Below are 26,955 nucleotides of genomic sequence, written 5' to 3' on the forward strand. Positions count from 1 at the left end.
CGGCCATCACAGATCGTTGGTGGCGAACGTATCGCACCGTTTGGGGTCGCCACCCTGATAACCGGTGCTGAACCAGCGCGCCCGTTGCTGCGCCGATCCGTGCGTCCAGCCCTCGGGGTTGGAGCCGGCGCCCTGGATGGTGTCGTCACCGATCGCCTTGGCCGTCTGGATGACCCCGGCGATGTCCTGGGGGGTCAGTTGCTGCAGCCGGACGTCATAGCCCGCGCCACCGGCATGGTTGGCCCAGACCCCGGCCAGGCAGTCGGCCTGCAACTCCACCCGAACCGATCCCGACCGCGGGCCCTGCGAACCGAGTTGCTGGCCCTTGCGCAGTGCGCCGGTCAGATTCTGCACGTGATGACCGTACTCGTGGGCCACCACGTACTCCTGCGCGAGTGGGCCGTTGCTGCCGCCCATCTGGACCAGGGTCTCGAAGAAGTCCGGGTCGAAGTAGGCGGTCTTGTCGGCGGGGCAGTAGAACGGGCCGGTCGCCGACGTCGCGGCACCACAGCCGGTGTTCACCGATCCGCTGAAGATCACGGTCTTGGGCGGGGTGTAGCCGTTCATCAACGACGGCCAGACCTGATCGAGGCTGTTGGTGGTGGCGACGATCCGGCAGACCGCGTCGCCCTGATTGGCCTTCTCGATGGTGCACGACGCGACGTGCTGGTCGATCGCCGAGGCCGACGCCGAGGTCGAGTCGGTCGATCCGGTTCCGCCGCCCATGATGTCGCCGGGATTGATTCCGAACAGCAGCGCCACGACGGTCACGATCAATCCGACGCCACCGCCGAGTGCGATGCGACCACCGCCCCCGCCGCCACCGGAGACGTTCCCGGTGTCGAGCGGGCCGCTGCCCTGAAAAGTCATGTGCTCAGCGTATCGAGGAGTCCGGGCGGTGCGGGCCGGTGTCGGCGTCCTCCGTACTATTGCGCCCTACGTACGATTGTCACGGGTTCGCGCCCACGATCTCGATGTCAGCCCTGAGGAAGGACTTCTGTGCTCCGCACGCATCTCGCCGGTTCCCTGCGCCGCGCCGACGCCACGCAGACCGTCACCGTCGCCGGCTGGGTGTCCCGCCGGCGCGACCACGGTGGCGTGGTGTTCATCGATCTGCGTGACAGTTCCGGGCTGGTCCAGGTGGTCTTCCGGGACGAGGCGGTCGCCGCCGCCGCACACCGTCTGCGTGCCGAGTACTGCATCGCGGTGACCGGTGTCGTCGAGGCGCGTCCCGAGGGCAGCGAGAACCCGAACCTCGCCTCCGGCGAGATCGAGATCAACGCCGTCGCACTCGAGGTCCTCAACGAGGCGGCGCCGCTGCCGTTCCAACTCGACGAGAATCCGGGCGAGGAGACCCGTCTGCGCCACCGCTACCTGGACCTGCGCCGGGACCGCCCCGGTGCGGCCCTGCGGCTGCGGTCCAAGGTGAACGCGGCCGCCCGCGGGGTCCTGCTCGCGCGGGACTTCGTCGAGATAGAGACACCGACGCTGACCCGTTCGACCCCGGAAGGCGCCCGTGACTTCCTGGTACCCGCGCGCCTGCAGCCGGGCAACTTCTACGCGCTGCCGCAGAGTCCGCAGCTGTTCAAGCAGTTGTTGATGGTCGCCGGAATGGAACGCTACTTCCAGATCGCCCGCTGCTACCGCGATGAGGACTTCCGCGCGGACCGCCAGCCCGAGTTCACCCAGCTCGACGTCGAGATGAGCTTCGTCGATCAAGACGACGTCATCACGCTCGCCGAGGAGATCCTGGTCGGCCTGTGGCGACTGATCGGGGTGGAGTTGCCGAGCCCGATCCCGCGCATCACCTACGCCGACGCGATGCGGCGATTCGGCACCGACAAGCCGGACCTGCGTTTCGGTATCGAGTTGGTCGAATGCGCCGAGTACTTCGCCGATACGCCGTTCCGGGTCTTCCAGGCACCCTATGTCGGCGCGGTCGTCATGGCCGGCGGTGCGTCACAGCCACGTCGCACGCTCGATGCGTGGCAGGAATGGGCCAAGCAGCGCGGGGCCAGAGGATTGGCCTACGTACTCGTCGGCGCGGACGGCACCCTGGGCGGCCCGGTGGCCAAGAATCTCTCCGATGCCGAGCACGTCGGGCTGGCTGCCCACGTCGGCGCGCAACCGGGCGACTGTGTGTTCTTCGCGGCCGGTCCGGCGCGGGCGCAGCGCGCCCTGCTCGGTGCCGCGCGCGTGGAGATCGCCACCCGGCTGGGCCTCATCCCGGCACCCGGCGACCCGATCGATCCCACCACCGCCGCCTGGGCCTTCACCTGGGTCGTCGACGCGCCCCTGTTCGAGCCCGCCGACGAGGCGACCGCCGCCGGTGACGTCGCCGTCGGCTCCGGAGCCTGGACCGCGGTGCACCACGCGTTCACCTCGCCGACGCCGGAATCGCTGGAGCGTCTCGAGTCCGATCCGGGTGCCGCGCTGGCGTATGCCTACGACATCGTCTGCAACGGCAACGAGATCGGCGGTGGCTCGATCCGTATCCATCGGCGCGACGTGCAGGAGCGGGTGTTCGAGATCATGGGCATCGGCCCCGAAGAGGCGCAGGAGAAGTTCGGCTTCCTCCTCGACGCCTTTGCCTATGGCGCGCCGCCGCACGGCGGCATCGCGTTCGGTTGGGATCGCATCACCGCGCTGTTGGCCGGTGAGTCGTCGATCCGCGAGGTCATCGCGTTCCCCAAGTCCGGCGGTGGCGTGGACCCGCTCACCGATGCCCCGGCGCCGATCACCGCGCAGCAGCGCAAGGAATCCGGCATCGATGCCAAGCCGGCACCGAAGCCGATTCCGGGCTCCGACACGCCACCCGCGGAGCCCACGAACGCGGGGATCTGACCGGCCTCGCCAGTGACGCCGGTCGCACGGCAGGCGGTCCCGGCACTTTCGTGATCTGATTTCTCGAGAGCAGCTGTCGCGGTGCACTGCACCCGGCGGTGGCGAGAATCCACGTCAGGTGACCGAGAGGTAGGTGGTCTGCTGTGACCATCAAGGTAGCGCTGGAGCACCGCACCAGCTACACCTTCGACCGGCCCGTCAAGATCTTCCCGCACGTGGTCCGGTTGCGCCCGGCGCCGCATTCGCGGACACCGATCGAGGCCTACTCCTTGACGGTCGAGCCCACCGCACACTTCCTCAACTGGCAGCAGGATGCATTCAGCAATTACCTTGCGCGACTTGTCTTTCCGGAGCCATCGGCATCACTGACCATCACGGTCGGGATGATCGCCGACCTGACCGCGGTCAACCCGTTCGACTTCTTCATCGAGGAGTGGGCCGAACACTACGGCTTCGCCTACCCCGACGACCTCAAGGAGGATCTCGAGGCCTACCTGCGGCCGATCGGGGTCACCGCGGGCGAGTTCGCGGGGGCGCCGGTGCATCCGGCGATCGCCGAGTTCGCCGCGGCACACCGGCCGATCCGGAAGATCCGCGTCATCGACTTCCTCGTCGGGCTGAATCAGGCCGTGCAGCGCGCCGTCGGCTACACGGTGCGCCTCGAGCAGGGCGTGCAGAGCCCGGAATACACGTTGTCCAGCGCGATCGGTTCGTGCCGGGACTCGGCGTGGCTGCTCGTCGCGCTGCTGCGTGAACTGGGGTTGGCCGCACGATTCGTATCCGGATATCTGGTGCAACTGACCTCCGACGTCCGATCCCTGGACGGTCCGTCGGGACCTGCCGCCGACTTCACCGACCTGCACGCCTGGACCGAGGTGTACCTGCCCGGTGCCGGCTGGGTAGGTATGGATCCGACCTCGGGGCTGTTCGCGGGGGAGGGCCACATCCCGCTTGCGGCCACCCCGAGTCCCGGCGCGGCCGCCCCGATCACCGGCTCGACCGGTCCGTGCCACGCCACGCTCGACTTCTCCAACACGGTCAGTCGATTCCATGAGGATCCGCGGGTCACGCTGCCGTACATGTCTTCTCAGTGGGACCGGGTGGTCGAACTCGGCGCGGGCCTGGACGGGAAGATGGCGGCGAACGATGTCCGGCTGACGATGGGCGGCGAGCCGACCTTCGTCTCCGTCGACAATCGGAGGGACCCGGAATGGACGACCGCGGCCGACGGCCCGCACAAACGTCAGCTGGCGTCCGAACTCGCCGGTCGGCTGCAGCGCGAGTATGCCCCGCAGGGCCTCGTGCAGCGCAGCCAGGGCAAGTGGTATCCGGGGGAACCGTTGCCCCGCTGGCAGATAGCGGTGATCTGGCGCACCGACGGGGTGCCGATCTGGCGGCGGCCGGAGCTGCTCGGCGACCCCTGGGCCGACGCAGCGGCGGCTGCGGAGAGCCTGCGCATCGAGACCGCAGGCGCGGACGCGACCGCCGACGGCGCCGACGCCGCCCACGGCCTGCTGTTGGCCTTCGCATCCCGGCTGGGGCTGCCGCCCGCGCAGGTGATGCCGGCATTCGAGGATCCGCTCGTCCGGATGCGTGCATTCGCCGCACTGCCGCCCGGCGATCCGGGCCTCGACCCGACCGCGCCGACCGTCCGTGCGTACGCCCGCGCGGAGGCGGCGGTGGAGGGCGACGACCCCGCGTCCGACATCGAACCCGGTACCGACTCGACGGCCGTGCGCCGTGAACTGCTCGGCCGGCTCGACGCCGCCGTCGTGTATCCGACGGCGTACGTGTTGCCGCTGAGCCGATCTGCGGACGACACCGCATGGCACAGTCCACGCTGGACGACGCGGCGCGGCAGACTGGTGCTCACCGCGGGCACCTCGCCCGCGGGACTACGGCTGCCACTGAACTCACTGTCGTGGGGGCCGGCTCCGACGGTGTTCGTCTCCGATCCATCGGCGCTGCATGATCGGTTGCCCGACCAGCCAGCCGACGAGCTGGGGCACGAGGTGCGGGAGCTGGACCCGGGCGAGTTCGTGCCGCGCACCGCCGTCGTCGCCGAGAAGCGGGGCAATGCGCTGTACGTCTTCCTGCCGCCGACGGCGACGCTCGAGGAATACCTGGCGATCGTCGAGATGATCGCCGACGCAGCCGAACAGACCGGGACCGCAGTCGTCATCGAGGGCTACGGACCGCCCGCCGACCCGCGCCTGACGAGCATGTCCGTCACCCCCGACCCGGGGGTGATCGAGGTCAACCTCGCGCCGACAACGAGTTTCGTGGAGCAGTCGGAGATGTTGGAGTCGCTCTACGAGCATGCCCGACACTGCCGACTGGGCACCGAGACCTTCGATCTCGACGGCGGTCACGGCGGCACCGGGGGCGGCAACCACATCACCCTGGGCGGCCCGACCCCGGCCGATTCGCCATTGTTGCGCCGACCGGACCTGCTGGTGTCGATGGTGACGTACTGGCAGCGGCACCCGTCGCTGTCCTATTTGTTCAGCGGCAAGTTCATCGGCACCACCTCGCAGGCGCCACGGGTCGACGAAGGGCGTGAGTCCGCACTCTACGAACTGGAGATCGCGTTTGCCGAGATCGACCGGCTCGCCGCGAAATCCACGTCGCGCGCGGGCGCGGGCGCCCCGCCCAATCCGTGGGTCACCGACCGGGCCTTGCGTCATCTGCTCACCGACATCACCGGCAACACCCACCGCGCCGAATTCTGCATCGACAAGCTCTACAGTCCGGATTCGGCGCGCGGGCGACTCGGCTTGCTGGAACTGCGGGGTTTCGAGATGCCGCCGCATCACCGGATGGCGATGGTGCAGTCGCTGCTCGTGCGGTCGTTGGTGTCCTGGTTCTGGGAAAGTCCGTACCGGGCGCGGCCGATTCGGCACGGCGGTGATCTGCATGGAAAATACCTGTTGCCGCACTACATCATCGGTGACATCGCGTTGGTGGCCGCGGAACTGCGGGAGGCGGGGTACCCCTTCGACACCGCGTGGCTCGACCCGTTCACCGAATTCCGCTTCCCACGCCTGGGCACCGTGCAGATCCGCGATCAGGAGATCGAGCTGCGCGGCGCCATCGAACCCTGGAACACCCTCGGCGAGGAGTCCACCGGGACCGGTACCGCGCGCTACGTCGACTCCTCGATCGAGCGGGTGCAGGTGCGGGTCGCCGGCGGCGATGACGATCGATACATGTTGACATGCAATGGCTTTCCCGTTCCGCTGAGTAGTACCGGGCGGCCGGGGGAGCGGGTGGCGGGAATCCGGTTCCGGGCCTGGGCGCCACCGAGCGCACTGCACCCGACCGTCGGTATCGACACCCCGCTGACCTTCGACCTCGTCGACATCGTCAACGGTCGATCGGTCGGTGGCGCCACCTACCACATCGTCCACCCGGGTGGCCGTGCCTACGACCGGCCGCCGGTGAACGCGGTCGAGGCCGAGTCGCGGCGGAACGGGCGGTTCGAGGCGTCCGGACACACGAGCGGCACACTTGACGTGGGATTGTTGCGTGAGCGCGCCGCCCGCGCGGCCGTCGATGCCGGGGTCCCGGCGATTCTCGACCTACGTCGGGCACGTACAGTTCTCCGGTGACCGATTCTGCGGGTGGCCGACTGCCTGCGGTGTTCGACCGGTATCTCCCGGAAAGCAACACGCTGTTCGACCTCGCATCGATCGGCGAGGGCGGTACGCGCGCCACCGCCGGCCCCGACACCGCCGGCCCCGCCCACTACGACGAGATGCTCGACTCCACCGGCGCGCCGCGCCCGGCGTGGGACGAACTCGTCGCAGGCTACGCCGTGCGGGGTGACGCCCGGTTGCAGACCGCGTCTGCCCGCCTCGCGGCGGCGACACGCGACGAGGGCGTCGTCTACAACGTCGTCGACGGTGCCACCACCGTCGCGCGGCCGTGGTCGGTCGACCCGGTCCCACTGATCATCGACGGCGTCGAATGGGCGTCGCTGGAGAAGGCGATCACCCAGCGGTCGATGCTGCTCGACCTCCTGCTGCGGGACATCTACCGCGACCAGCGGTTGATCACCTCGGGTCTGGTGCCGCCGGAGATGGTTTTCGCCCATCCCGGCTATCTCCGCAAGGCGGCGCGGCTCGAGATCGCCGGGCCGCACGCCCTGTTCTTGCATGCTGTCGACCTGGTCCGGCGGGCCGACGGCCGCTTCGTCGCGCACGCCGACCGCACGCAGGCGCCGTCGGGCATCGGATATGCGACCGTCGACCGGAGGCTGGTCTCGCATACCTTCCCGCAACTGTTCCAGTCCTGCGCGCCCCGGCCGATCGCAACGTTCGCCGGCACCTTGCGGCTGGCCCTGCTCGACTACGCGCCGCCGGGGGTCGACGACCCGACGGTGGCCGTGTTCAGCCCCGGAAGCATGTCCGAAACAGCCTTCGATCAGGCCTATCTCGCGTCGATGCTCGGCTTCCCGCTGGTGGAGGGCACCGACCTCACCGTGCGCGACGGGGCCGTCTACATGCGTTCGCTCGGGCGGCTGAAACGGGTCGACGTCCTCCTGCGGCGAGTCGACGCCGCCTTTGCCGATCCACTGGATCTGCGCACCGACTCGCGGCTGGGCGTCGCGGGACTGGTCGAGGCGATCTCACGCGGCACGGTCACCGTTGTCAACAGCATCGGCAGCGGGGTGTGCGAGAACCCCGCACTGCACACCGTGCTGGAACGACTCGCCCCGGTGCTGCTCGACGAGGAGTTGGCGTTGGGATCGGTGCCGACCTTCTGGGCCGGCGACGACCTGCAGCGATCGAAGGTGCTCGCCGACCTCGGCCACCTGTTGGTCACCAACATCCGTACGGGTGAGGAGTTCGTCGGCGCGCTGATGGACGCCACAGGCCGCGCACAGCTCGCCGAGCGCATCGGTGCATACGGCGTCGAATGGGTGGGGCGCGCGCTGGAGACCTACTCGGTGGCGCCGACCATCACCCCGGGCGGGGGAGTGGGCGCGCGGACCGGTTCGCTGCGGGCGGCACCGGTGTCGATCCGGGCGTTCAGCGTGGCGCAGGGACCGACCTATGCGGTGATGCCCGGCGGTCTCGGCTCGGTGCTCGCCGACGGGGTCGGCGGGGCGGCACTGCAGACGGTCGCCGCCAAGGACGTGTGGGTGAGCAATCCCGATGTCGGAGGCCATGTCTCGCGTCGGTCGGCGACGCGTGGCGAACCGGCCGAGGAGGTCATCGGCGCTACCGAGCGGATCTCGGTGTCGGAGTACTTCGACACCGCTGCGGGCGCGAGCCCGCGCGTACTGGCCGACATGTTCTGGTTCGGCCGCTACGGCGAACGGACCGAGCAGGTGACGCGTCTGGCGCGGGTGGCCCGGGAACGTTGTCAGGACTTCCAGTATCGGCCGTGGATGCAGGGCACGTCGGCGGTGCCGCTGCTGTTGCACGCGGTCGCGACCGTCACCGGCACCGCCGAATATCTGCGGACCGCGCAGTTGCTGACCGACGACGCGAGCGGGCACCCGTGGCCCGAGCCGGTCGACGAGGCGCTCGGGCGCATCGCCGATCTCACCGTGGCGGCGACGGTGCCGGGCACCATCGCGTTCGCGGTCGACCGTCTCGTCGCCGCGGCGCGGGCGGTGCGCGACCAGATGTCGACGAGCACGTGGATGGTGCTGACGCCGATGGAGCGGGCGGTCGAGTCGATGGCGCGGCAGGTCACCGGCGCCGGCGACACCTCTGCGACAGGCGACACGCGCACCGCGGGCGTCTTCGGCGAGGCGTCGCTGGATCTCGGACCGGATCTCGCGCGGGTGCACGAGGAGGTCCTGCATGCCGTGCTGGGGCTGTCGGGTCTGCAGTCGGAGTCGATGGTGCATGATGCCGCGTGGCTGTTCATGGACGTGGGACGCCGCGTCGAACGTGTCATCACCCTGGCCGACCTCACGGCGGCGTTGTTCGAGGTGCCGCAGGAGACGGCGGTCGAGCAGGCGTTGCTGGAATCATTTCTGACCGCCGGTGAGTCCGCGGTGATCTACCGTCGCCGCAGTCGCGGTCTGTATCGCATGCTCCCGGTTCTGCAACTGCTCTTCTTCGACGCGACGAATCCGCGCGCGATGATCTACCAATTCGACCGCCTGCGTGCGGATCTGAGCGGTCTGCCCGACTCGTTGCGATCGGCGGCCGCCGAGCGGATCGTGGAGGAGATGACCTCGGAACTGCGACGCAGCGACCCGGCCGATCTCGGTGCCGTCGGTGACGACGGGCGGCGCGCAGCACTCGTCGATCTGGCAACCATGGCGCGTGAAGGTGCCCGGGAGCTCTCCGACGTCCTCGCCCGCAGCCGGTTTGCGCTGCCGCTACCCGCACAGCCCATCTGGGGTTTCGGTGGAGGCAACCCGTGACCCCGCGTGCCGCCGCGGGGAGCACACGTCGTTATCGCGTGATGCACCGCACCCGCTACACCTACGACGACGAGGTGTCGTCGTCGTACGGACGCTGCTATCTGATCCCGCGTGACCTGCCCCACCAGCGGGTCGTGCACAATGCCGTCGACATCGATCCAGCGCCCGACGACCGTTCGACCGGCCTGGACGTCTACGGCAACATCGATACCTATTTTCACGTGCACACACCACATACGGAACTCGTGGTCACCGGCACGTCGATCGTCGACGTCGATCCCGTCGACGCGGGTCTGCTGGTCGGTCCGGCGGCCCGGACACCGTGGGAACAGGCCCGGCCGGGCGTGGTCGGGCCGCCCTCGGCCATCGAGTTCGTCCTGGATCTCGATCCCCCGGAGATCGGCGAGGCGGTAACCGAGTACGCCGCGTCGGTGTTCACCCCCGGCCGGCCGCTCATCGAGGCCGTCACCGACCTGACCTCCCGAATCCACACCGACTTCACCTACCGCTCGGGGTCGACGGCCATCAGTACGCGCGTGGCCACCGTCATGGGGCGCCGCGAGGGCGTATGCCAGGACTTCGCGCGCGTGGCGATCGCCTGCCTGCGGTCGGTGGGGCTGGCCGGGCGCTACGAATCGGGCTACCTGGCCACCGATCCGCCGCCGGGACGCGAACGGATCTTCGGCGCCGACGCAAGCCACGCATGGGCGGCGGTCTGGCTACCCGACGGGCGCTGGCTGCCTTTCGATCCGACGAACGACAAACTCGTCGACGAACGCCACGTCACCGTCGCGTGGGGCCGCGACTACGACGATGTGCCGCCCCTGCGGGGAGTCATCTACACCGATGCCACCCGCAGCGAGATCGAGGTATCGGTCGATGTCAGCCCCATCGATCTCGATCCCGGCGCCGACCTCCCGCCCGACGCCGAGCAGGCCTGCGGCCCGGAGTCGAAAGCCGTCACACATGCGGACTGAGCGGATTCACCCGGCAGGGACGAAAGTCCTCTGTTCGATGACGAAATATCCACGCGCGGTGACGAGTGTCTGAGAGATTGGGTACCTTGGTAGACGCCATGACGGTCATCACAGAAGGCCGCATCACCAGCGTGGTGCGCGCCGCAGAGGCCCTGTTGTCGCATCGAGCCGGTTCGCCGGTCGTGCTCGCCGAACCGGAAGATCTCGGGGGAAGCGGGCGCACGACCGTGGTGCGTGTACGCGTCGCCCAGAACCCCCTGTCGATGGACCGCACCCTCGTCATCAAAGCGCTGCCGGAGCACGAGGACCCGCACGCGTTCCATCGCGAGATCGCGTCGTACAAGTACGCGACCGCGCTGCCCACCGAGTCGCGGCCGGGACCCCAGCTCATCGCGCCCGATCCGCAAGCGCGCCTCATGGTGCTCTCCGACCTCGGTCGCGGCAACGCCATGACCACGCTGCTCGGCGGCGTCGATGTCATCGAGATCTCTCGGGTGGTCAGCGCGTGGGGGCAGGCGCTGGGCCGGATGCACGCTGCGACCGTCGGTGGCGAGGGCGACTTCGATGCGCTGGTCCGGCGCGGTCCGTCGGGAACCGAGGGACGCGATCTGCTCGGCGAGGAGGCGAGGCGCGCGGTACGTCTGGCGCGCACGCGGGCCGCCGATCTCGGTGTGGAGATGGGCTGCGCGGTCCTCGGGGCGCTCGATGCCGCCTGTGCGCTGTTCGACGAGGGGGAGCACCGGGCGTTCAGTCCATCGGATGTGGGCCCGGAGAACATCCTGCTCAACGAGGCCGGGGTGCAGTTCATGGACTATGAGTGGGGCGGATTCCGCGACGCCACCCTCGACATCGCCTACGCCCTGGTGACGTTCACCGCACAGCTCGGCCCGCACGCCCTCGATCGCCGCGGCGAGCTCGAGACCGCGATGGTCGATGCCTGGCGCTCGGAGGTCCATGGCATCTGGCCGGCCTTGCGCCGGGACGTCGACCTGCAGCGCCAGCTCGTGACCGCCCGACTGTTGTGGGCGTGGCTGTCCACCGACTGGATGCTGCCCGATGATGCCGCGCTCCCGTCGGGTGCGGACCCCACGTTGCCGGCTGCGGTTGCGGCGATCACCGCCGAGCATGCACACGATTGGGCGCTGCACACCAACGATCCCCGGGTCATCGTCGCGCGCTGGTCCGACCTCGCGTCCGCGGCGCAGGACGTCGACGAGGACATCGCCGATTTCGCGGCCGCGATCGGGGGCGCACTGCACCGCGTCTGGCTGTCCTGACCGGCGATGAACGGACTCTTCGCCACCCCTGATCCCGGGTCCGGCACCGGTGGCATGCCCGCGCCGTCGGTGTCCGCACCGCTGGCGGTCCGGATGCGACCGCGTTCGCTCGACGAGATCGTCGGGCAGCAACACCTACTCGGGCCGGGATCCCCGCTGCGGCGGCTCATCGACGGGTCGGGCGCGGCCTCGGTCCTCCTGTACGGTCCGCCCGGCACCGGCAAGACGACCATGGCCTCGTTGATCTCGAACGCTGCCGGGGGCCGGTTCGAGGCGCTCTCGGCGTTGTCGGCAGGTGTCAAGGAGGTGCGTGCGGTCATCGAGATGGCGCGCCGCCGGCTCCTCGAGGGCGAACAGACCGTCTTGTTCATCGACGAGGTCCACCGCTTCTCCAAGACTCAGCAAGACGCGCTGCTCGACGCCGTCGAGAACCGGATCGTGCTACTCGTGGCGGCCACCACCGAGAACCCGTCGTTCTCGGTGGTCTCGCCACTGCTGTCGCGGTCATTGGTACTGCGGTTGCGCTCGCTCACCGACGACGACGTGCGCGAGGTCTTGCGCCGGGCCGTCGCCGACGACCGCGGACTCGGTGGCCGGGTGAGTGTCACCGACGCCGCCTACGACCATCTCATCGCCGTCTCCGGTGGGGACGCACGCCGCGCGCTGACCGCGCTGGAGGCCGCCGCCGACGTGGTCACGCAGGAACATCCCGATGATGCCGGCACCCCCGCGCAGGTCGATCTCCCGGACGTGGAGGCGGCGATCGACAAAGCCGCCGTGCGCTACGACCGGGATGGCGATCAGCACTACGACGTCACCTCGGCGTTCATCAAATCGATCCGCGGTTCCGACGTCGACGCGGCCCTGCACTATCTGGCGCGGATGATCGCGGCCGGCGAGGATCCGCGTTTCATCTCGCGGCGGCTGATGATCCACGCCAGCGAGGACATCGGGATGGCCGATCCGACGGCATTGCAGACGGCGGTCGCGGCCGCGCAGGTGGTGGCGCTGGTCGGTATGCCCGAGGCGAGACTGGCCCTGACACAGGCCACCATCCACCTGGCCACCGCACCGAAGTCGGCGGGCGTCGTCAGTGCGATCGGCGCCGCGCTGGCCGATGTGGAGGCAGGCAAGGCCGGCGCGGTACCCGCGCATCTGCGCGACAGTCACTACAGCGGCGCCAAGAAGATGGGTAGCGGCGTCGGCTACCGTTATCCGCACGACGACCCGGACGGTGTTGTCGCGCAGCAGTATCCACCAGACGAGCTGGTCGGGGTCGACTACTATCACCCGACCGATCATGGTTTCGAGCGGGAGATCGGCCCTCGGGTGGGCAAGTTGCGTTCGATCGTGCGGCGCGCGACCCGTCGTTCTCGCGGCCGCTAGCGATACTGCCTCGCCCCGATGTTCCTGCAGCGCAGGGTATCCGGACGCACGCTCAGATCACTCGCAGACTGACGAGACGCTTGGTCGCGCGCGTCTGGGCGACGTAGAGGTCGCGCAGACCCGCCTCGCCGGTGGCTCGAATCGCCGCCGGGTCGACGATGATCACGGTGTCGAACTCGAGGCCACGCGCATCCGGTGCCGCGACGACGGTGGCCGCGCTCTGGGGGATTCGGGATTCCAGGAAGGCAGAACGATTCGTCGTGGCGACGACCCCGATCAGCTCATCCGGGTGCGCCTGCACGGTGTGCGCCACCATCTCCCCCACCGCGGCACCGATGGCATCGTCGGCCACGTCGACGATCCGCGGCGGCTCGCCGTGCCGGATCGAGCGCGAGGGCTGTTGATCGGGCGCGATCTGGCCGAGCAGGGATGCGCTCGCCGAGATGATCTCGGCGGTCGTCCGGTAGTTGACCGTCAGCGTGTGGCGGATGAACCGGTCGTCGACGAAGGGGCTCAGCGCATCGGCCCAGCTCCGGATCGTCGTCGCCGGCCCGGCCTGCGCGAGATCACCTACGATGGTCATCGAGCGCGCGGGGCAGCGACGCATCAGCGCCCGCCATCCCATCTCGGAGAGCTGCTGGGCCTCGTCGACGACCAGGTGACCGTAGATCGTCGGGGGACCTCCGTCGACGAGGGCGCGTGCTTCGTCGAGCAGGGCGAGATCGGCAGTGCCCCAAGGGTCGTCGTCGCTTGCACCCAGAAGTGAGATCTCTTCCGCCGAGACATCGGGCAGCACCTCGGTCAACGCATCGCGGTCGTTCAGGAAGCCGCGGACGACCTCGTCCGCGTCGAGTCGCTGCCATACCTTCGCGATCACCCGGTCGATGGCCCGATCCTCGAGGAGTTCCTCGCGGACACCCTCCCAGTCGACCTCCGAATCATCCGCGAGATCGGCGTGGGGTCGGTCGTCGGGGCCGAGGCGGTCCAGGTCGATACCTATCGCTTCGAGTTCTGCCTCGAACTCGGCGGTTTCCCGCGCGCCGCGTTCCTCAAGTTCGTTCACCAGGTCGTCGACGACGAACTCGGCGAAGAGTTCTCGGGCGCGGTTGTGGCCGACGCCGCCCTGCAGGGCGCGTCGTCGCGCGCCGTCGACAGTGCCGGAGTCGAGGACGATCGTGTCGCCGCCGATGGGGAATTGCAGCGAGGCGTGCCGTGGTTGGTGACGCTGCACCCAGCGGGAGAGACCCTCGGCCATCGCCACGCGGCCCTTGATGCGAGCGATGGAATCCGGTTCGGCCCGTGCGTCTTGCGCCCCCACGAGATCTGCCCCGACGAGATCTGCCATCGTTGCCAGCGCCACGTCGTTCTCGCCGAGCGACGGCAGCACCTCGGAGATGTAGGTGAGGAACCGCCGGTTCGGGCCGAACACGAGCACACCTCGATCGGCGACGGCGGGAAAGGCGTAGAGCACATACGCCGCACGGTGCAGGGCCACGATCGTCTTTCCGGTGCCCGGGCCGCCGTCGACGACCATGATCCCGCGATGGGGGGAACGTACGATCGCGTCCTGCTCGGACTGGAGCGTCGCCGCCGCATCCTGCATCCGGCCGGTACGGGCTGCGCTCAGCGCAGAGGCGAGCGGACCGTCGCCGACCACGTCTTCGGGCGTGGGCGCGCTGCCGTCGAGTATCTCGTCGGTGACGTCGACGACGTGCCGGCCGTCGAGCCGGACGTGCCGGCGTCGGCGTACCCCCATCGGAGCGGCCATCGTCGCGGCATAGAAGGGCCGCGCCGCCTCGGCACGCCAGTCGACCAACAGCAGTTCGTCCGACTCGGTGCGCAGACCGACACGGCCGATGTGCAGCGACTCTCGATGGCCGGAGGTATCGATACGTCCGAAACACAAGGACCGTTCGGCCGCGTGCATCCGGCGGACGTTCTCCGCTGATCTCGCGACCTCGAGGTCCCGCGCATAGCGGTCACCGGGATCGTCGACGCGTACCGCCAGAGCGCGCTCATGTGCGGTGCGTTCGGTACGCACCGTCTCGTCGAGGCGCTCGTACATCGTGTCGACGTGCCGCTGCTCCTCGTCGACCTGTGTGCTCGCCGTGTTCTGCCCGCTCATGTACGCGTCCTCCCGTCGACCGAAACGTCCACTATGGACAGTGGGTTCGCGAAAGACAAAGTTGATCTTCTCGTGAACGTGTGACCTCGTACGGGGTTGTCGACACCGCGGGTGCTCGGTAAGAGTGTCCGGTGTGACACCGACCGACGCAGATTCTGACGCCGACACGTTCACGGTCGCCTCGTTCAATGTCAACGGGATTCGGGCAGCGCGTCGGCGCGGATTCGATCGTTGGCTGGCCGTCCGGTCGCCGGATGTTCTCGCAATTCAAGAACTGCGTTGTCCCGCATCCGAACTCGGGCACTTTCCCGGCTACTCGGTGGCGGCCGACGTCGGCGCCGTGGCCGGTCGCAACGGGGTGGCCATCCTGACCAGACAGACCGCAGCCGCAGTGCGGACGTGGGTGACTCATCCGCCCCGGGCCCGCGGTCTCGCCGAGTTCGCCGCGCACGGCCGATACGTCGAGGCCGACCTCGCCGATCGGGACCTGCCGGTCGCCTGTCTCTACCTGCCGAAGGGCGGATTGCCCGCACATCTGCAACGGGCGGGCGCGATGCGGGACACACCGGACGGAGGGCTCAAGCATGAGCGCAAGCGGCGATTCCTCACGGCGTTCGCCCTCGAGCTCGACCGCAGTCGTCTCAATGCTCTACGCAACGGTCGCGAGTTCCTCCTCGTGGGCGACCTCAACATCGCGCACACACAGCATGATGTGACCAACTGGCGGGCCGCGCGCACGATGGACGGATTCCTCCCGGAGGACCGCGCCTGGTTCGATGCGGTACTGGGCAGGCGACGGCTGGTCGACGTGGTGCGACAGGTGCACGGCGACCGGCCCGGACCGTTGACATGGTGGAGCTGGGCCGGTCGATCCTTCACCAAGGACGTGGGCTGGCGGGTGGACCACCAGCTGGCCACACCCGGTCTGGCGCGCCGTGCCACCGAGGTCGTGGTGGACAAGGAACCATCGCCGGCCGAACGCCTCTCCGATCACGCTCCTCTCGTCGTGACCTACCGGGAGCACACTCCGGGCCCATTAGCCAGCCGACCATCCACAGCCGCCGCCGCTGTGGATAACCGGCACCAGGGTGGGCCGTGATGTGGGCACCCTGAGGGACAGTGTGGACATGGGAATTCGCTACTACGCATATCCGGTCCCCGGCGATCGCATCGACGACGCCCGCCGCGACCCCTCGCCGTTTCTCGGGGTCGATCCACTCGCCGACGCGTGGCGTCTGGTGCCGGTCCCGCCGGAGAAACTCGGCGGGATCCGCCCTGGTCGCCTTTCCTACATCGACCCGGACAAACCGCGGCCGACGATGCTGTACCTGGACAAGGCGTACCGGGTCTTCCAGGATCTCTTCTCGGGCGGTGCCGGAGAGAGCGCGCGAGAGTCTTACGCGCTGGTCGAAGGAGAACCGACGATGTCCTTCGCCGAGGGCTACTCGTGCACCCCGTGGCTACGAGTACTCGACGTTGCGCACACCGCGGCCATCGCCGCCGACCTTCGGCAGGTCGACCTCGTCGCCGACGACAACCCGCTGCTTTCGCGAGGCCTGACGTGGTCTGCGCCGGTGATCAACGACTACCTGGTCACCGCACGCATGTTCATGGCCGACCGGGCCGCGGCCGGCGACGGTGTGGTCTACACGATCACCTAGCCGATCGCGGCCGGGCCGGTCGCCGCCAATGGACAACGACGCCGGTGGCCTGCCGTGGCGGTACCCGGCGGTAGGCTGGTAAGCCGCAGAACAGCCATCGACGATTCCGAGGACGACACCCCCAGTGCAGACGCATGACATCCGGAAGCGATTCCTGGATCACTTCATCAAGGCCGGGCACACCGAGGTGCCCAGCGCCTCCCTGATCCTCGACGATCCGAACCTGCTCTTCGTCAACGCCGGCATGGTGCCGTTCAAGCCGTTCTTCCTCGGTGAGCGGACCCCGCCGTTCGATCGGGCCACCAGCGTGCAGAAGTGTGTGCGGACCCTCGACATCGACGAGGTCGGCATCACCACGCGCCACAACACCTTCTTCCAGATGGCGGGCAACTTCTCCTTCGGCGACTACTTCAAACGCGAGGCGATCGCCTTCGCGTGGACGCTGCTGACCGGCAGTGTGGAGGACGGCGGATACGGCATCCCGGCCGAGAAGCTCTGGCCGACGGTCTATCTCGACGACGACGAGGCCGAGACGATCTGGCGCGAGGAGATCGGCGTGCCGGCCGAACGGATCCAGCGCCGCGGGTTGAAAGACAACTACTGGTCGATGGGTGTGCCCGGTCCGTGCGGGCCGTGTTCGGAGATCTTCTACGACCGCGGCCCCGCCTACGGGGTCGAGGGCGGCCCGGAGGTCGACGAAGACCGCTACATCGAGATCTGGAATCTCGTGTTCATGCAGAACGAGCGGGGCCCCGGCGGTGGCAAGGAGGGCTACGAGATCCTCGGTCCGCTGCCGAAGAAGAACATCGACACCGGCATGGGGATCGAGCGGGTCGCCTGCATCCTGCAGGACGTCGACAATGTCTACGAGACCGACCTGCTCAAGCCGATCATCGATCTCGCAACCACGGTGACCGGTCGCTCCTACGGCGGCGGCGATCATGAGGCCGACGTCCGATTCCGCGTCATCGCCGACCACACCCGCACCGCGACGATGCTGATCGGTGACGGGGTGCTCCCCGGCAACGACGGACGCGGCTACGTGCTCCGGCGGCTGTTGCGGCGCGTCGTTCGCTCGGCCCGGCTGCTCGGTTCCACGGGCGCGGCCGACGGCGCGAACCCCGGCGGCGCCGATCGGCCCATGATGGCGGACTTCGTCGGCGCCGCGATCGACCTGATGGCGCCGTCGTATCCCGAACTGGCCGCCAAGCGCGAGCACATCCTGACCGTCGCGGTGGGCGAGGAGGTCTCGTTCGCCAAGACCCTCGCGGCGGGCACCAAGCTGTTCGGCGACGCGGCCGCTGCCACCAAATCGGCGAACAAGAAGACGCTTTCCGGTGGCGACGCGTTCACGCTGCACGACACCTACGGATTCCCCATCGACCTCACCCTCGAGATGGCGGCCGAGGCCGGCCTGTCGGTGGACGAAGCCGGTTTCACCGAGCTGATGGCCGAGCAGAAGCAACGTGCCAAGGCCGACGCGAATGCCCGCAAGACCGGCCACGCCGACGCCGCGGTCTACCGCGAATTCCTCGACCGCGGGCCGACGGAGTTCACCGGTTATGACGAGCTGGTCTCCGAGGCGCGGATCATCGGCCTCGTCGCCGACGGCGCCCGGATGCGCAACGCCACCGCGGGCCAGGAACTGACAGTGATCCTCGATCGCACCCCGCTCTACGCCGAATCGGGTGGACAGATGGCCGACATCGGCACCATCACCACCAGCACCGGCGCCCGGCTGGCGGTCAAAGACGTACAGCGGGTCGGCAAGTCGGTGTGGCTGCACAATGTGATCGTCGAGACCGGTGAGGTGATCGAGGGCGACGAGGTGCTCGCCGCGGTCGACCAGGGCTGGCGACACGGCGCCACCCAGGGTCACTCGGGTACGCACATGGTTCACGCAGCACTGCGTCAGGTGCTCGGACCCGGTGCGACACAAGCAGGTTCGCTGAACCGGCCCGGTTACCTGCGCTTCGATTTCCACTCCGCCGGCCCGTTGACGGCCGCGCAGCGCGGCGAGATCGAGGAGATCTCCAACGAGGCCGTCGAGTCCAACTATCAGGTCAACACCTTCGAGACCGGTCTCGCCGAGGCGAAGTCCATGGGCGCCCTGGCGCTGTTCGGCGAGAACTACGGCGATCAGGTGCGCGTCGTCGAGATCGGCGGACCGTTCTCGATGGAACTGTGCGGCGGTACGCATGTGGCGTCCTCGGCACAGATCGGTCCGGTGACCCTCATCGGCGAGTCGTCGGTGGGTTCGGGTGTCCGGCGCGTCGAGGCCTACGTCGGCATGGACTCGTTCCGCCACCTGTCCAAGGAGCGCGCGCTGATGGCCGGGCTCGCCTCGTCACTGAAGGTGCCCTCCGAAGAGGTACCGGCCCGGGTCGAGCAACTGGTGGGCCGATTGCGCGATGCCGAGAAGCAACTGGAGAAGGTGCGCGCCGAATCCGCCCGCGCGTCGGCGGCCGCGCTGTTCGATCAGGCGAGCACCGTCGGTTCGACCCTGCTCGTGGCCGGCCGGGTGCCCGGAGTCGATGCCAACGGCCTCCGGTCGGTGGCCGCGGACCTGCGGGGCCGGGTGGCCGACCGGTCCGCGGTGATCGCGCTGTTCTCCGGCGGTGACGGCGCCGACGGCGAGCCGGCGAAGGTGCCGTTCGTCGTGGCCACCACCGAGGCCGCCCGCGCCACCGGCGTCAAGGCCGGTGAGGTGGTCAGGCAGATCGCACCCCTGCTCGGCGGGCGGGGCGGCGGCAAACCCGACCTGGCCCAGGGATCGGGGACCGATCCGGCCGGGGTGGACGTGGCAATACGGCAGATCAGCGAGCTCCTGCACTGATGTGCCCTGAGCAGATGCCGCCTCGCGAGCCGTGGCGACGCGGTCGCCGCCTCGGGATCGACGTCGGCAGCGTGCGCATCGGGGTGGCGGTGTGTGATCCGGACGGCATTCTGGCGACGCCAGTCGAGACCGTGCGGCGCGACACGGCCGGCGGTGCGGATGTGGCGAGGATCGCGGAATTGGTGGCCGAGTACGAGGCGATCGGCGTGATCGTCGGCCTGCCCAAGACGCTGCGCAACACCGACGGGCACGCGGTCGCCGCCGCTCGGGAGTTCGGCGATGCGCTGACCACCGCGATCGCGCCGGTGCCCGTCGAATACGTCGACGAACGACTCACCACCGTCACCGCCGCCCAGGCCCTGCGCGCGAGTGGACGTTCGGCGAAGTCGTCACGTTCGGTGATTGATCAGGCGGCCGCGGTCGCTATTCTGCAGGGATGGCTGGACGCGCGACGATGACCTCGTGGGCATCGTCGACGCGTCGGCCGACCGGAGGGTCCGGTCGGTCCAGGGCCGGTGTGGTGCGCAATTCGCGCATGTGCCGGGGGACGATCGGGTGCGTGCGCCGACCGTCGAACCGGAACCAGGGAGGGTATTCGCGGTGAGCGACGAACGGCATCGGAATCGCCATCGAGAGCATTCCGAGCCTGCGAGGGAGGGACACTCGGGCGGGGAGCGTGCCGGCGAGGGGATGGACCCGGATCGACTGAGGTACTTCACCCAACCGGTCGACGGGGGACCCGGCAGCCGCCATCGGCGCCGCCGTTCCGGCTCGGCGGGATCGCCGTCGGGTTCTTGGGCTGCAGTGCCCCAGCAGACGCCACCGCCCCAGCAGACGCCACCGCCCCAGCAGACGCCACCGCCCCGGCAGACCCCACCGCGTCGGCAACCGCCGCCGATACGGCAACCGCCGGCGCTTCGGCAGTCGCCACCGCCGCAGATGCCACCGCCGCAGTCGCCACCGCCGCAGTCGCCACCGCCGCAGATGCCATCGGCCGAGGCGCCGTCCCTGCGCGGCCGGTCGGTACGCCCCACACCCGCTCGGGCCCCGGCGTCGGAGCGCTACGAGCGCTCACACTTGTCGCCCCCGCGCCGCGCTGCGCCGCAACGTATCGAGCCCGCCGCGGCCGCCCGGTACGAGGACACCACCGTCCATGACGACCCCGCGTACCCCGATACCGCATACCCCGACCCCGACCCCGCCTATTCCGATGCCGGCCCGGACGAGGCCCGGCCGGATGCGATCGGGACACCCGACGGTCAAGACGGCACCGATGACCTGATTGTTGCCGCGCCGGCGCCCGAGCCGGACGAGCACCCCGAACGGCGGCCCGCGGCCATCGCACGTCGTCGCCGCCGCCGGATCGGCGTGGCCGTCGTGCTGGTCGTCATGCTGGCGGTGATTGCCGGAGTGGGCTATTGGGGTGCACAGAAGGCCGGGTTGCTGGACTCGCGCAAGGACTACTCGAACGCGGCCGGAACCGCCGACGTCCTCGTGCACGTCCCGGACGACTCGTCGATCAAGCAGATCGGCGGGATCTTGGTCGACGACGACGTGGTCGGCAGTGTCCGCGCCTTCGTCGACGCAGCTGATGGTGCATCGCTGTCCAGCGGCTATTACAAGTTGCGTACCCAGGTCCCCGCGGCGGTGGCGGTGAAGATGATGACCAACCCCGATTCGGCAAACCGTGTCGGGCGGATCGTCGTGCCTCCGGGCACCCCGCTGGACACCAAGCGTGACACCTCCGGCCGGGTGACTCCGGGCATCCTGGAGATGATCGCCGATCAGTCCGGCGTCGAGGTCAACGGCCGGCGGCTCGGGGTGACCCAACAGCAACTCGAGGAGGCCGCGGCGAAGGCTGGTGTCGCCGAACTCGGCGTACCCGCCTGGGCGCGGGACGCGGTCACCGCACTCGACGGCGATCATCGCCGCATCGAGGGCCTCATCGCGCCGGGCACCTGGGAGGACATCGACCCGCACGACAATCCCACCGAGATCCTGAGCTCGCTGATCACCACGAGTGCGCGTAAGTACGAGGGGTGGGGCTTGTTGAGCCACAACGAGTCCGGTCTCAGCTCGTACCAGACGTTGGTCGCCGCCTCGTTGCTGCAGGGCGAAGTGCAGCCCGAGGACTATCCCAAGGTCGCGCGCGTCATTCTGAACCGGCTCGCCAAAGGACAGCGTCTCGAGTTCGATTCGACGGCCAACTACACCGCCAACATCGTCGACCTGAATCTGCACGACGACGCACTCAAGGCCAATACGCCGTGGAACACCTACGTGCAGAAGGGCCTTCCGCCCACACCGATCGGTGCGGTGGAAGAACCGGCACTCGAGGCGATGGAGCAACCGGCCGACGGCAACTGGCTGTACTTCGTGACAGTCGACTCCAAGGGAACGACCTTGTTCACTGACGACTTCGATCAGCATCGCCGCAACATCAACACCGCGTGCGAGAACAAATTCATCACCTGTCGGTGAGCGGCATGTCGGTGAATCCTGTTCTGCCGCTGGGGCGTCCGCCACTGCACGATCCGATCGGCGGGCGTAGCGCACGACGCGCCGCGGTACTCGGATCACCGGTGTCGCACTCGCGGTCGCCGGACCTGCATCTGGCCGCCTATCGGGCGCTGGGTCTGAGCGACTGGGTATACACCCGGATCGAGTGCACCGCCGAGGCGCTGGCCGGGATCGTCGCATCGGCACCCGACGCGCAGGTGGGGTTCTCGGTGACGATGCCCGGCAAACTCGCCGCACTCGAGGTCGCCGACACGCGGACCGACCGGGCGGTGCTCGTCGGATCGGCGAACACCCTCGTACGTACCCGCGCCGGGTGGCGCGCGGACTGTACCGACATCGACGGGATGACGGGTGCGCTGGACCGACTCGGCGTGCGCGAACGCGTTGCCGGCGGCGAAGCGACGGACTCGGCGGTTGTCGTCGGTGCCGGTGGCACCGCCTTGCCGACTATGGCCGCGCTCGCGGCCATCGGGATCGCCGAGGTGACCGTCGTGGCGCGCAGCGCCGACCGGGCCGACGGGGTCCGCGCCCTCGCCGAGCGTCTCGGGATGAGGGTGCGGGTGGTGCCCTTCGCCGCCGACACCGGCCTGCGGTCGCGGTGTGCCGGCGCCGCGGTGACCGTGTCCACCGTCCCTGCCGCCGCAACGACACCGGTACTCGATGCACTTGCGGCGTCGCGGCGGGTCGTCGACGTCATCTACGACCCGTGGCCGACCCCGCTGGCCACCGCGGTGCGCGCTGCCGGCGGGCAGGTCGCCGGGGGACTGGTGATGCTGCTGAACCAGGCATTCAGCCAGGTCGAGCAGTTCACCGGTTCACCCGCCCCGCGCGCGGCGATGGAGACGGTCTTCGCCGGCCGCGACGCGGCATCCTGACCACTCCCCAGACAGACCTCCGTCCACAGTCGGGAACCGATTCGCCGAAGAGGCGCGGGGCGCGTGCACCGTGGTGGGCGAGACTGACGGACGTGATCCTCCCGGACATGTCGCTGACGGCCCTCATCCTCCTCGCGGGGTGGTTGGCGGTGATCGCCGAGACGGACCGGCGCACCGGCCGCATCCCGAATGCTCTGTTGTGGCCGGGCGTGCTCGGGGTCGGCGTCGCCGGTTGCGCCCACCCGGAGGTGCTCTTCGCGGCGGCCGCCGGGTCCGTCGGCTATCTGGTGGCGTTCGTGTGCGGCCGGTGCGGGGGAGCCGACGTCAAGCTCGGATTCGTGCTCGGCGGATTGCTTGCTCATCCGATGTCGGCGCTGGTGATGGTCGTGCTCGCCCAGGTCGGTCTCCTGGTCGTCCATCGTCGTGCCGGTCCGCGCCGGCGTCCCCACGGCCCTACCCTCGTCACCGCTGCCGTCATCGTGGTCGTCCTCGGGTTCGCACTCGGATGAGGAGCCGGTGGGCTCCGCCGGGCATGCCGATCAAGGCTGTTCGCGGTGCAGGTGGCCCGCATGGAACAATTGATCCTTGTGTTGCGCTGGATAACAGCCGGAGAGTCACATGGCCCGGCACTCATGGCGATCGTCGAGGGAATGGTCGCCGGAGTAGAGATCACCTCGTCGGATATCGCCGAACAACTGGCTCGTCGCCGCCTCGGTTATGGTCGCGGCGCCCGCATGAAGTTCGAGGCCGACCAGATCACGATAATCGGCGGCCTGCGTCACGGGTTCTCGATGGGTGGCCCGATCGCCATCGAGATCGGCAACACCGAGTGGCCCAAGTGGGAGACGGTGATGGCCGCCGATCCGGTCGATCCCGCCGATCTCGAGGACAGCGCCCGTAACGCGCCGCTGACACGCCCGCGGCCCGGGCATGCCGACTACTCCGGAATGCTCAAGTACGGCTTCGACGACGCGCGTCCGGTGCTCGAACGTGCAAGTGCGCGCGAGACCGCAGCACGAGTCGCGGCCGGCACCGTGGCGCGAAACTTCTTGCGGCAGGTATTCGGCATCGATGTCCTCTCGCATGTGATCTCGATCGGGGCGAGCGAACCCTATGACGGCCCGCCGCCGCGCTATGCCGATCTCGAGGCGATCGACGCGAGTCCGGTTCGCGCATACGGCCACGATGCGCAGGTGGCGATGATCGCCGAGATCGAGGCCGCCAAGAAGGACGGCGACACCCTCGGCGGGGTGGTCGAGGTCCTCGCCACGAACGTGCCCGTCGGGCTCGGCTCCCATGTCAGCGGCGAGACCCGGCTCGACGCACGTCTGGCCGGTGCCCTGATGGGCATCCAGGCCATCAAGGGTGTCGAGGTCGGTGACGGTTTCGCGACGGCGCGTCGTCGGGGCAGCGCCGCCCATGACGAGATGGTGCCCGGCCCCGATGGTGTGCTGCGCTCGACCAATCGGGCCGGTGGCCTCGAGGGTGGCATGACCAACGGTGAGGACGTACGCGTCCGGGTGGCGATGAAGCCGATCTCCACGGTGCCGCGCGCGCTGTCGACCATCGACATGAGCACCGGCGATCCGGCCGTGGCCATCCACCAACGTTCCGACGTGTGCGCCGTGCCCGCCGCCGGGGTGGTGGCCGAGGCCATGGTCGCCCTGGTCCTGGCGCAGGCCGCGCTGGAGAAGTTCGGTGGCGATTCGGTCACCGAGACCGGCGAGAACCTGCACGGCTACCTCAAACACATCGAGTCCCGGCCACCGCGATCATGACCGGCGCACAGCCACCGGTGACCGGTGGGCCGCAACGCCCGGTCGCCGTGCTCGTCGGGTTCATGGGAGCCGGAAAGTCCACCGTCGGACGCGTGCTCGCCGACCAGCTCGGTGTCGACCTCGTCGACACCGACTGCGAGATCGTGCAGCGGACCGGCCAGGCCATCCCGGAGATCTTCGCCGACGCCGGTGCCGAACGCTTCCGGCAGATCGAATCCGAGGTCGTCCTCGACGTCCTGGAACGTCACCGCGGCGTGGTCGCCCTGGGCGGCGGAGCGGTCACCACCGAGGCCGTACGCGACGCGCTCGGTGGGCATCGCGTGGTGCACCTGAAGGTCGACGCCGACGCCGGATTCGCGCGGGTGTCCGGTTCCGATCGGCCACTGCTGGCGGGCGCCGATCCGGCCGAGCGTTACCGCCTACTGCTCGCCGAGCGGGCCGGCACCTACGCCGAGGTCGCGACCATCGAGGTGGATGCCGCACGCGGGGACGCACACGACGTCGCCGACACGATCATCGCCGCCATCGCCCGCGAACTCGTACCCGAGAGGACCCCATGAGCGAGCACACCTCCCATCCCGAACAGTCCACCACCGATCCGGTGCGGATCCGGGTCTCTGCTGGTTCGCCCTACGACGTGATCATCGGCCGTGGACTGCTCGGTGAGCTCGCCGCGGCGGCCGAGGGTGCCGACCGGATCGCGATCCTCTACCAGCCGACTCTTGCGCAGACCGCAGAGCAGATCCGAGAATTCCTGTCCGACAAGGGTTTCGACGCCCACCGGGTGGAGATTCCCGACGCCGAAGACGGCAAGGACCTCGCCGTGGCCGCGTTCTGCTGGGAGGTGTGCGGCCGGATCGGACTGAAGCGCAACGACAAGATCATCTCGCTGGGCGGCGGCGCCGCCACCGATCTCGCCGGGTTCGTCGCCGCGACCTGGATGCGCGGGATCGGGGTCATTCATGTGCCGACGACCCTGCTGGCGATGGTCGATGCCGCCATCGGCGGCAAGACCGGAATCAACACCGACGCGGGCAAGAACCTGGTGGGGTCGTTCCACGAGCCCGACGCCGTCTTGATCGACATCGCGACGCTGGAGACGGTGCCCCGCAACGAGGTGATCGCCGGACTCGCGGAGGTCATCAAGACCGGGTTCATCGCCGACCCGGTGATCCTCGACCTGATCGAGGCCGACCCGGCCGCGGCAACCGATCCCGCCGGACCTGTGCTACCCGAACTGATCCGCCGCTCGGTGCAGGTCAAGGCCGACGTCGTATCGGTCGATCTCAAGGAATCCTCGCTGCGCGAGATCCTCAATTACGGGCACACCCTCGGTCACGCCATCGAGCGGCGTGAACGGTACCGCTGGCGGCACGGTGCGGCGGTCTCGGTAGGACTGGTGTTCGCCGCCGAACTCGCCCGTCTGGCCGGACGACTCGACGACGAGACGGCCGACCGCCACGCCGCGATCCTCTCGATGGTCGGCCTGCCCGTGAGCTACGACGCCGACGCCCTCGGTGACCTACTGCAGACGATGGCCGGTGACAAGAAGAACCGTTCGGGTGTGATGCGCTTCGTCGTGCTCGACGGACTGGCCAAGCCCGGACGTCTCGAGGGACCGGACCCGTCGCTGATCGCGGCGGCATATTCGGCGGTCGCCGCAGACGTCACGCCCGACGGCGCCACCCTGCTGTGAGCAAACAGGCAGATCGAACGGTTCAGACCCGTTCGATCTGCTCGGTCGGCTGCGCGTCGGGATGTACCGACCAGTCGTCGTTGCGAGCGTTCTTGCGCTGATCGCGGCGTACCAGCCAGCGGCCGACTGCGGCGCCGACGAAGGCGGGCGCGAAGATCAGCAATGCGGTGAACGAGCCGCCCGCGAACAGTTCGACCCACAGGCTCGCCTCGCCGATGCCGGAGAACACGAAGTTCCCGAGAATCCAGGAGATCAGACCGGCGACCAGCCCGGCGAACACACCGGCCTTGAGCCAGCGGACGGTGAGGTCACCGTAGTCATCGGGGTCCGGGTTGGCGCGGGCGTCGGCGATGCCGTCGACCCCGCCCCACAGCAACGCGATCAGCACGACCGCGGCGACGGCGATCGTCTTCCACACCGTCGAATGCAGGGGAGCGTGGATGATGGCGAGGCCGAGCAGCACGCGGGCGACGACATGGACGGCGGTCATGAACACGCCGCGCAGCAACCAGGAGGAGAGCATGCGGAACAGGTTACTAGACAGTCAGTCGCGACAGTGCTGTTGGCCACACTTGGGCGTCGCAGCCACTGC

The 26,955-nt window shown here is 69.0% G+C and carries 19 protein-coding genes; 16 read left to right on the plus strand and 3 right to left on the minus strand.

The features are described 5' to 3' along the window. Nucleotides 1-6: 6 nt before the first annotated feature. Nucleotides 7-870 (minus strand): KPN_02809 family neutral zinc metallopeptidase, encoded by an 864-nt coding sequence (gene ypfJ / locus ACPXB3_RS02080; RefSeq protein WP_425726168.1) that lies wholly within the window; start codon nt 868-870, stop codon nt 7-9. Between the two features lie 129 nt (nt 871-999). Here ypfJ and aspS point away from each other — a divergent pair, with 129 nt between their 5' ends. The 6 genes from aspS to ACPXB3_RS02110 all read left to right on the plus strand — a co-directional run bounded on the left by aspS (nt 1,000) and on the right by ACPXB3_RS02110 (nt 12,872). Further along, the gene (aspS, locus tag ACPXB3_RS02085) at nt 1,000-2,844 is read left to right on the plus strand and encodes an aspartate--tRNA ligase (protein ID WP_425726170.1); all 1,845 of its coding nucleotides are present in this window, start codon (nt 1,000-1,002) and stop codon (nt 2,842-2,844) included. Between the two features lie 143 nt (nt 2,845-2,987). Next, nucleotides 2,988-6,455 (plus strand): DUF2126 domain-containing protein, encoded by a 3,468-nt coding sequence (locus ACPXB3_RS02090; protein ID WP_425726172.1) that lies wholly within the window; start codon nt 2,988-2,990, stop codon nt 6,453-6,455. Next, nucleotides 6,452-9,232 (plus strand): circularly permuted type 2 ATP-grasp protein, encoded by a 2,781-nt coding sequence (locus tag ACPXB3_RS02095; protein WP_425726174.1) that lies wholly within the window; start codon nt 6,452-6,454, stop codon nt 9,230-9,232. The genes ACPXB3_RS02090 and ACPXB3_RS02095 overlap by 4 nt, the downstream gene beginning before the upstream one ends. A gap of 41 nt (nt 9,233-9,273) precedes the next feature. Then, nucleotides 9,274-10,209, plus strand: a complete 936-nt coding sequence (locus ACPXB3_RS02100) for a transglutaminase family protein (RefSeq protein ID WP_425726414.1) — start codon at nt 9,274-9,276, stop codon at nt 10,207-10,209. Nucleotides 10,210-10,307: 98 nt separating this feature from the next. Next, nucleotides 10,308-11,486 carry a hypothetical protein gene (locus ACPXB3_RS02105; protein ID WP_425726176.1) on the plus strand — a complete coding sequence of 393 codons (1,179 nt, stop codon included), beginning with the start codon at nt 10,308-10,310 and terminating at the stop codon, nt 11,484-11,486. Nucleotides 11,487-11,492: 6 nt separating this feature from the next. Beyond that, on the plus strand, nt 11,493-12,872 hold the full coding sequence (locus ACPXB3_RS02110) for a replication-associated recombination protein A (RefSeq protein ID WP_425726178.1): 1,380 nt from the start codon (nt 11,493-11,495) through the stop codon (nt 12,870-12,872). 52 nt (nt 12,873-12,924) lie between these two features. Here the strand turns inward: ACPXB3_RS02110 and ACPXB3_RS02115 are convergent, their stop codons facing one another. Next, on the minus strand, nt 12,925-14,997 hold the full coding sequence (locus ACPXB3_RS02115; RefSeq protein WP_425726180.1) for a HelD family protein: 2,073 nt from the start codon (nt 14,995-14,997) through the stop codon (nt 12,925-12,927). Between the two features lie 133 nt (nt 14,998-15,130). Between ACPXB3_RS02115 and ACPXB3_RS02120 the strand changes: the two genes are divergently transcribed. From ACPXB3_RS02120 to aroB, 10 genes are all read left to right on the plus strand, one after another. Then, nucleotides 15,131-16,096 (plus strand): exodeoxyribonuclease III, encoded by a 966-nt coding sequence (locus tag ACPXB3_RS02120; RefSeq protein WP_425726182.1) that lies wholly within the window; start codon nt 15,131-15,133, stop codon nt 16,094-16,096. 28 nt (nt 16,097-16,124) lie between these two features. Then, entirely contained in the window at nt 16,125-16,658 is a 534-nt protein-coding gene (locus ACPXB3_RS02125) for a hypothetical protein (protein ID WP_425726184.1), read from the plus strand. A gap of 124 nt (nt 16,659-16,782) precedes the next feature. Beyond that, nucleotides 16,783-19,494, plus strand: a complete 2,712-nt coding sequence (alaS, locus tag ACPXB3_RS02130; RefSeq protein ID WP_425726186.1) for an alanine--tRNA ligase — start codon at nt 16,783-16,785, stop codon at nt 19,492-19,494. 14 nt (nt 19,495-19,508) lie between these two features. Further along, the gene (gene ruvX / locus ACPXB3_RS02135; RefSeq protein ID WP_425702893.1) at nt 19,509-19,952 is read left to right on the plus strand and encodes a Holliday junction resolvase RuvX; all 444 of its coding nucleotides are present in this window, start codon (nt 19,509-19,511) and stop codon (nt 19,950-19,952) included. Between the two features lie 526 nt (nt 19,953-20,478). Further along, nucleotides 20,479-21,975, plus strand: coding sequence for an endolytic transglycosylase MltG (locus tag ACPXB3_RS02140; protein WP_425726188.1), 1,497 nt, complete (start codon nt 20,479-20,481; stop codon nt 21,973-21,975). 5 nt (nt 21,976-21,980) lie between these two features. Beyond that, entirely contained in the window at nt 21,981-22,889 is a 909-nt protein-coding gene (locus ACPXB3_RS02145) for a shikimate dehydrogenase (RefSeq protein WP_425702954.1), read from the plus strand. Nucleotides 22,890-22,981: 92 nt separating this feature from the next. Then, nucleotides 22,982-23,398: an A24 family peptidase gene (locus tag ACPXB3_RS02150; protein WP_425702890.1), complete on the plus strand. Its 417-nt coding sequence runs from the start codon at nt 22,982-22,984 to the stop codon at nt 23,396-23,398. A gap of 60 nt (nt 23,399-23,458) precedes the next feature. Then, nucleotides 23,459-24,667: a chorismate synthase gene (gene aroC / locus ACPXB3_RS02155; RefSeq protein ID WP_425702889.1), complete on the plus strand. Its 1,209-nt coding sequence runs from the start codon at nt 23,459-23,461 to the stop codon at nt 24,665-24,667. Beyond that, nucleotides 24,664-25,227, plus strand: a complete 564-nt coding sequence (locus ACPXB3_RS02160) for a shikimate kinase (RefSeq protein ID WP_425702887.1) — start codon at nt 24,664-24,666, stop codon at nt 25,225-25,227. The genes aroC and ACPXB3_RS02160 overlap by 4 nt, the downstream gene beginning before the upstream one ends. Then, entirely contained in the window at nt 25,224-26,363 is a 1,140-nt protein-coding gene (gene aroB / locus ACPXB3_RS02165) for a 3-dehydroquinate synthase (protein WP_425702885.1), read from the plus strand. The genes ACPXB3_RS02160 and aroB overlap by 4 nt, the downstream gene beginning before the upstream one ends. 22 nt (nt 26,364-26,385) lie before the next feature. Here aroB and ACPXB3_RS02170 read toward each other — a convergent pair whose 3' ends face one another. Next, the gene (locus tag ACPXB3_RS02170) at nt 26,386-26,886 is read right to left on the minus strand and encodes a B-4DMT family transporter (protein ID WP_425702883.1); all 501 of its coding nucleotides are present in this window, start codon (nt 26,884-26,886) and stop codon (nt 26,386-26,388) included. Between the last annotated feature and the right edge of the window lie 69 nt (nt 26,887-26,955).

This window comes from Gordonia sp. DT219, from assembly GCF_049847065.1.
In the GTDB taxonomy this organism is placed as follows: domain Bacteria; phylum Actinomycetota; class Actinomycetes; order Mycobacteriales; family Mycobacteriaceae; genus Gordonia.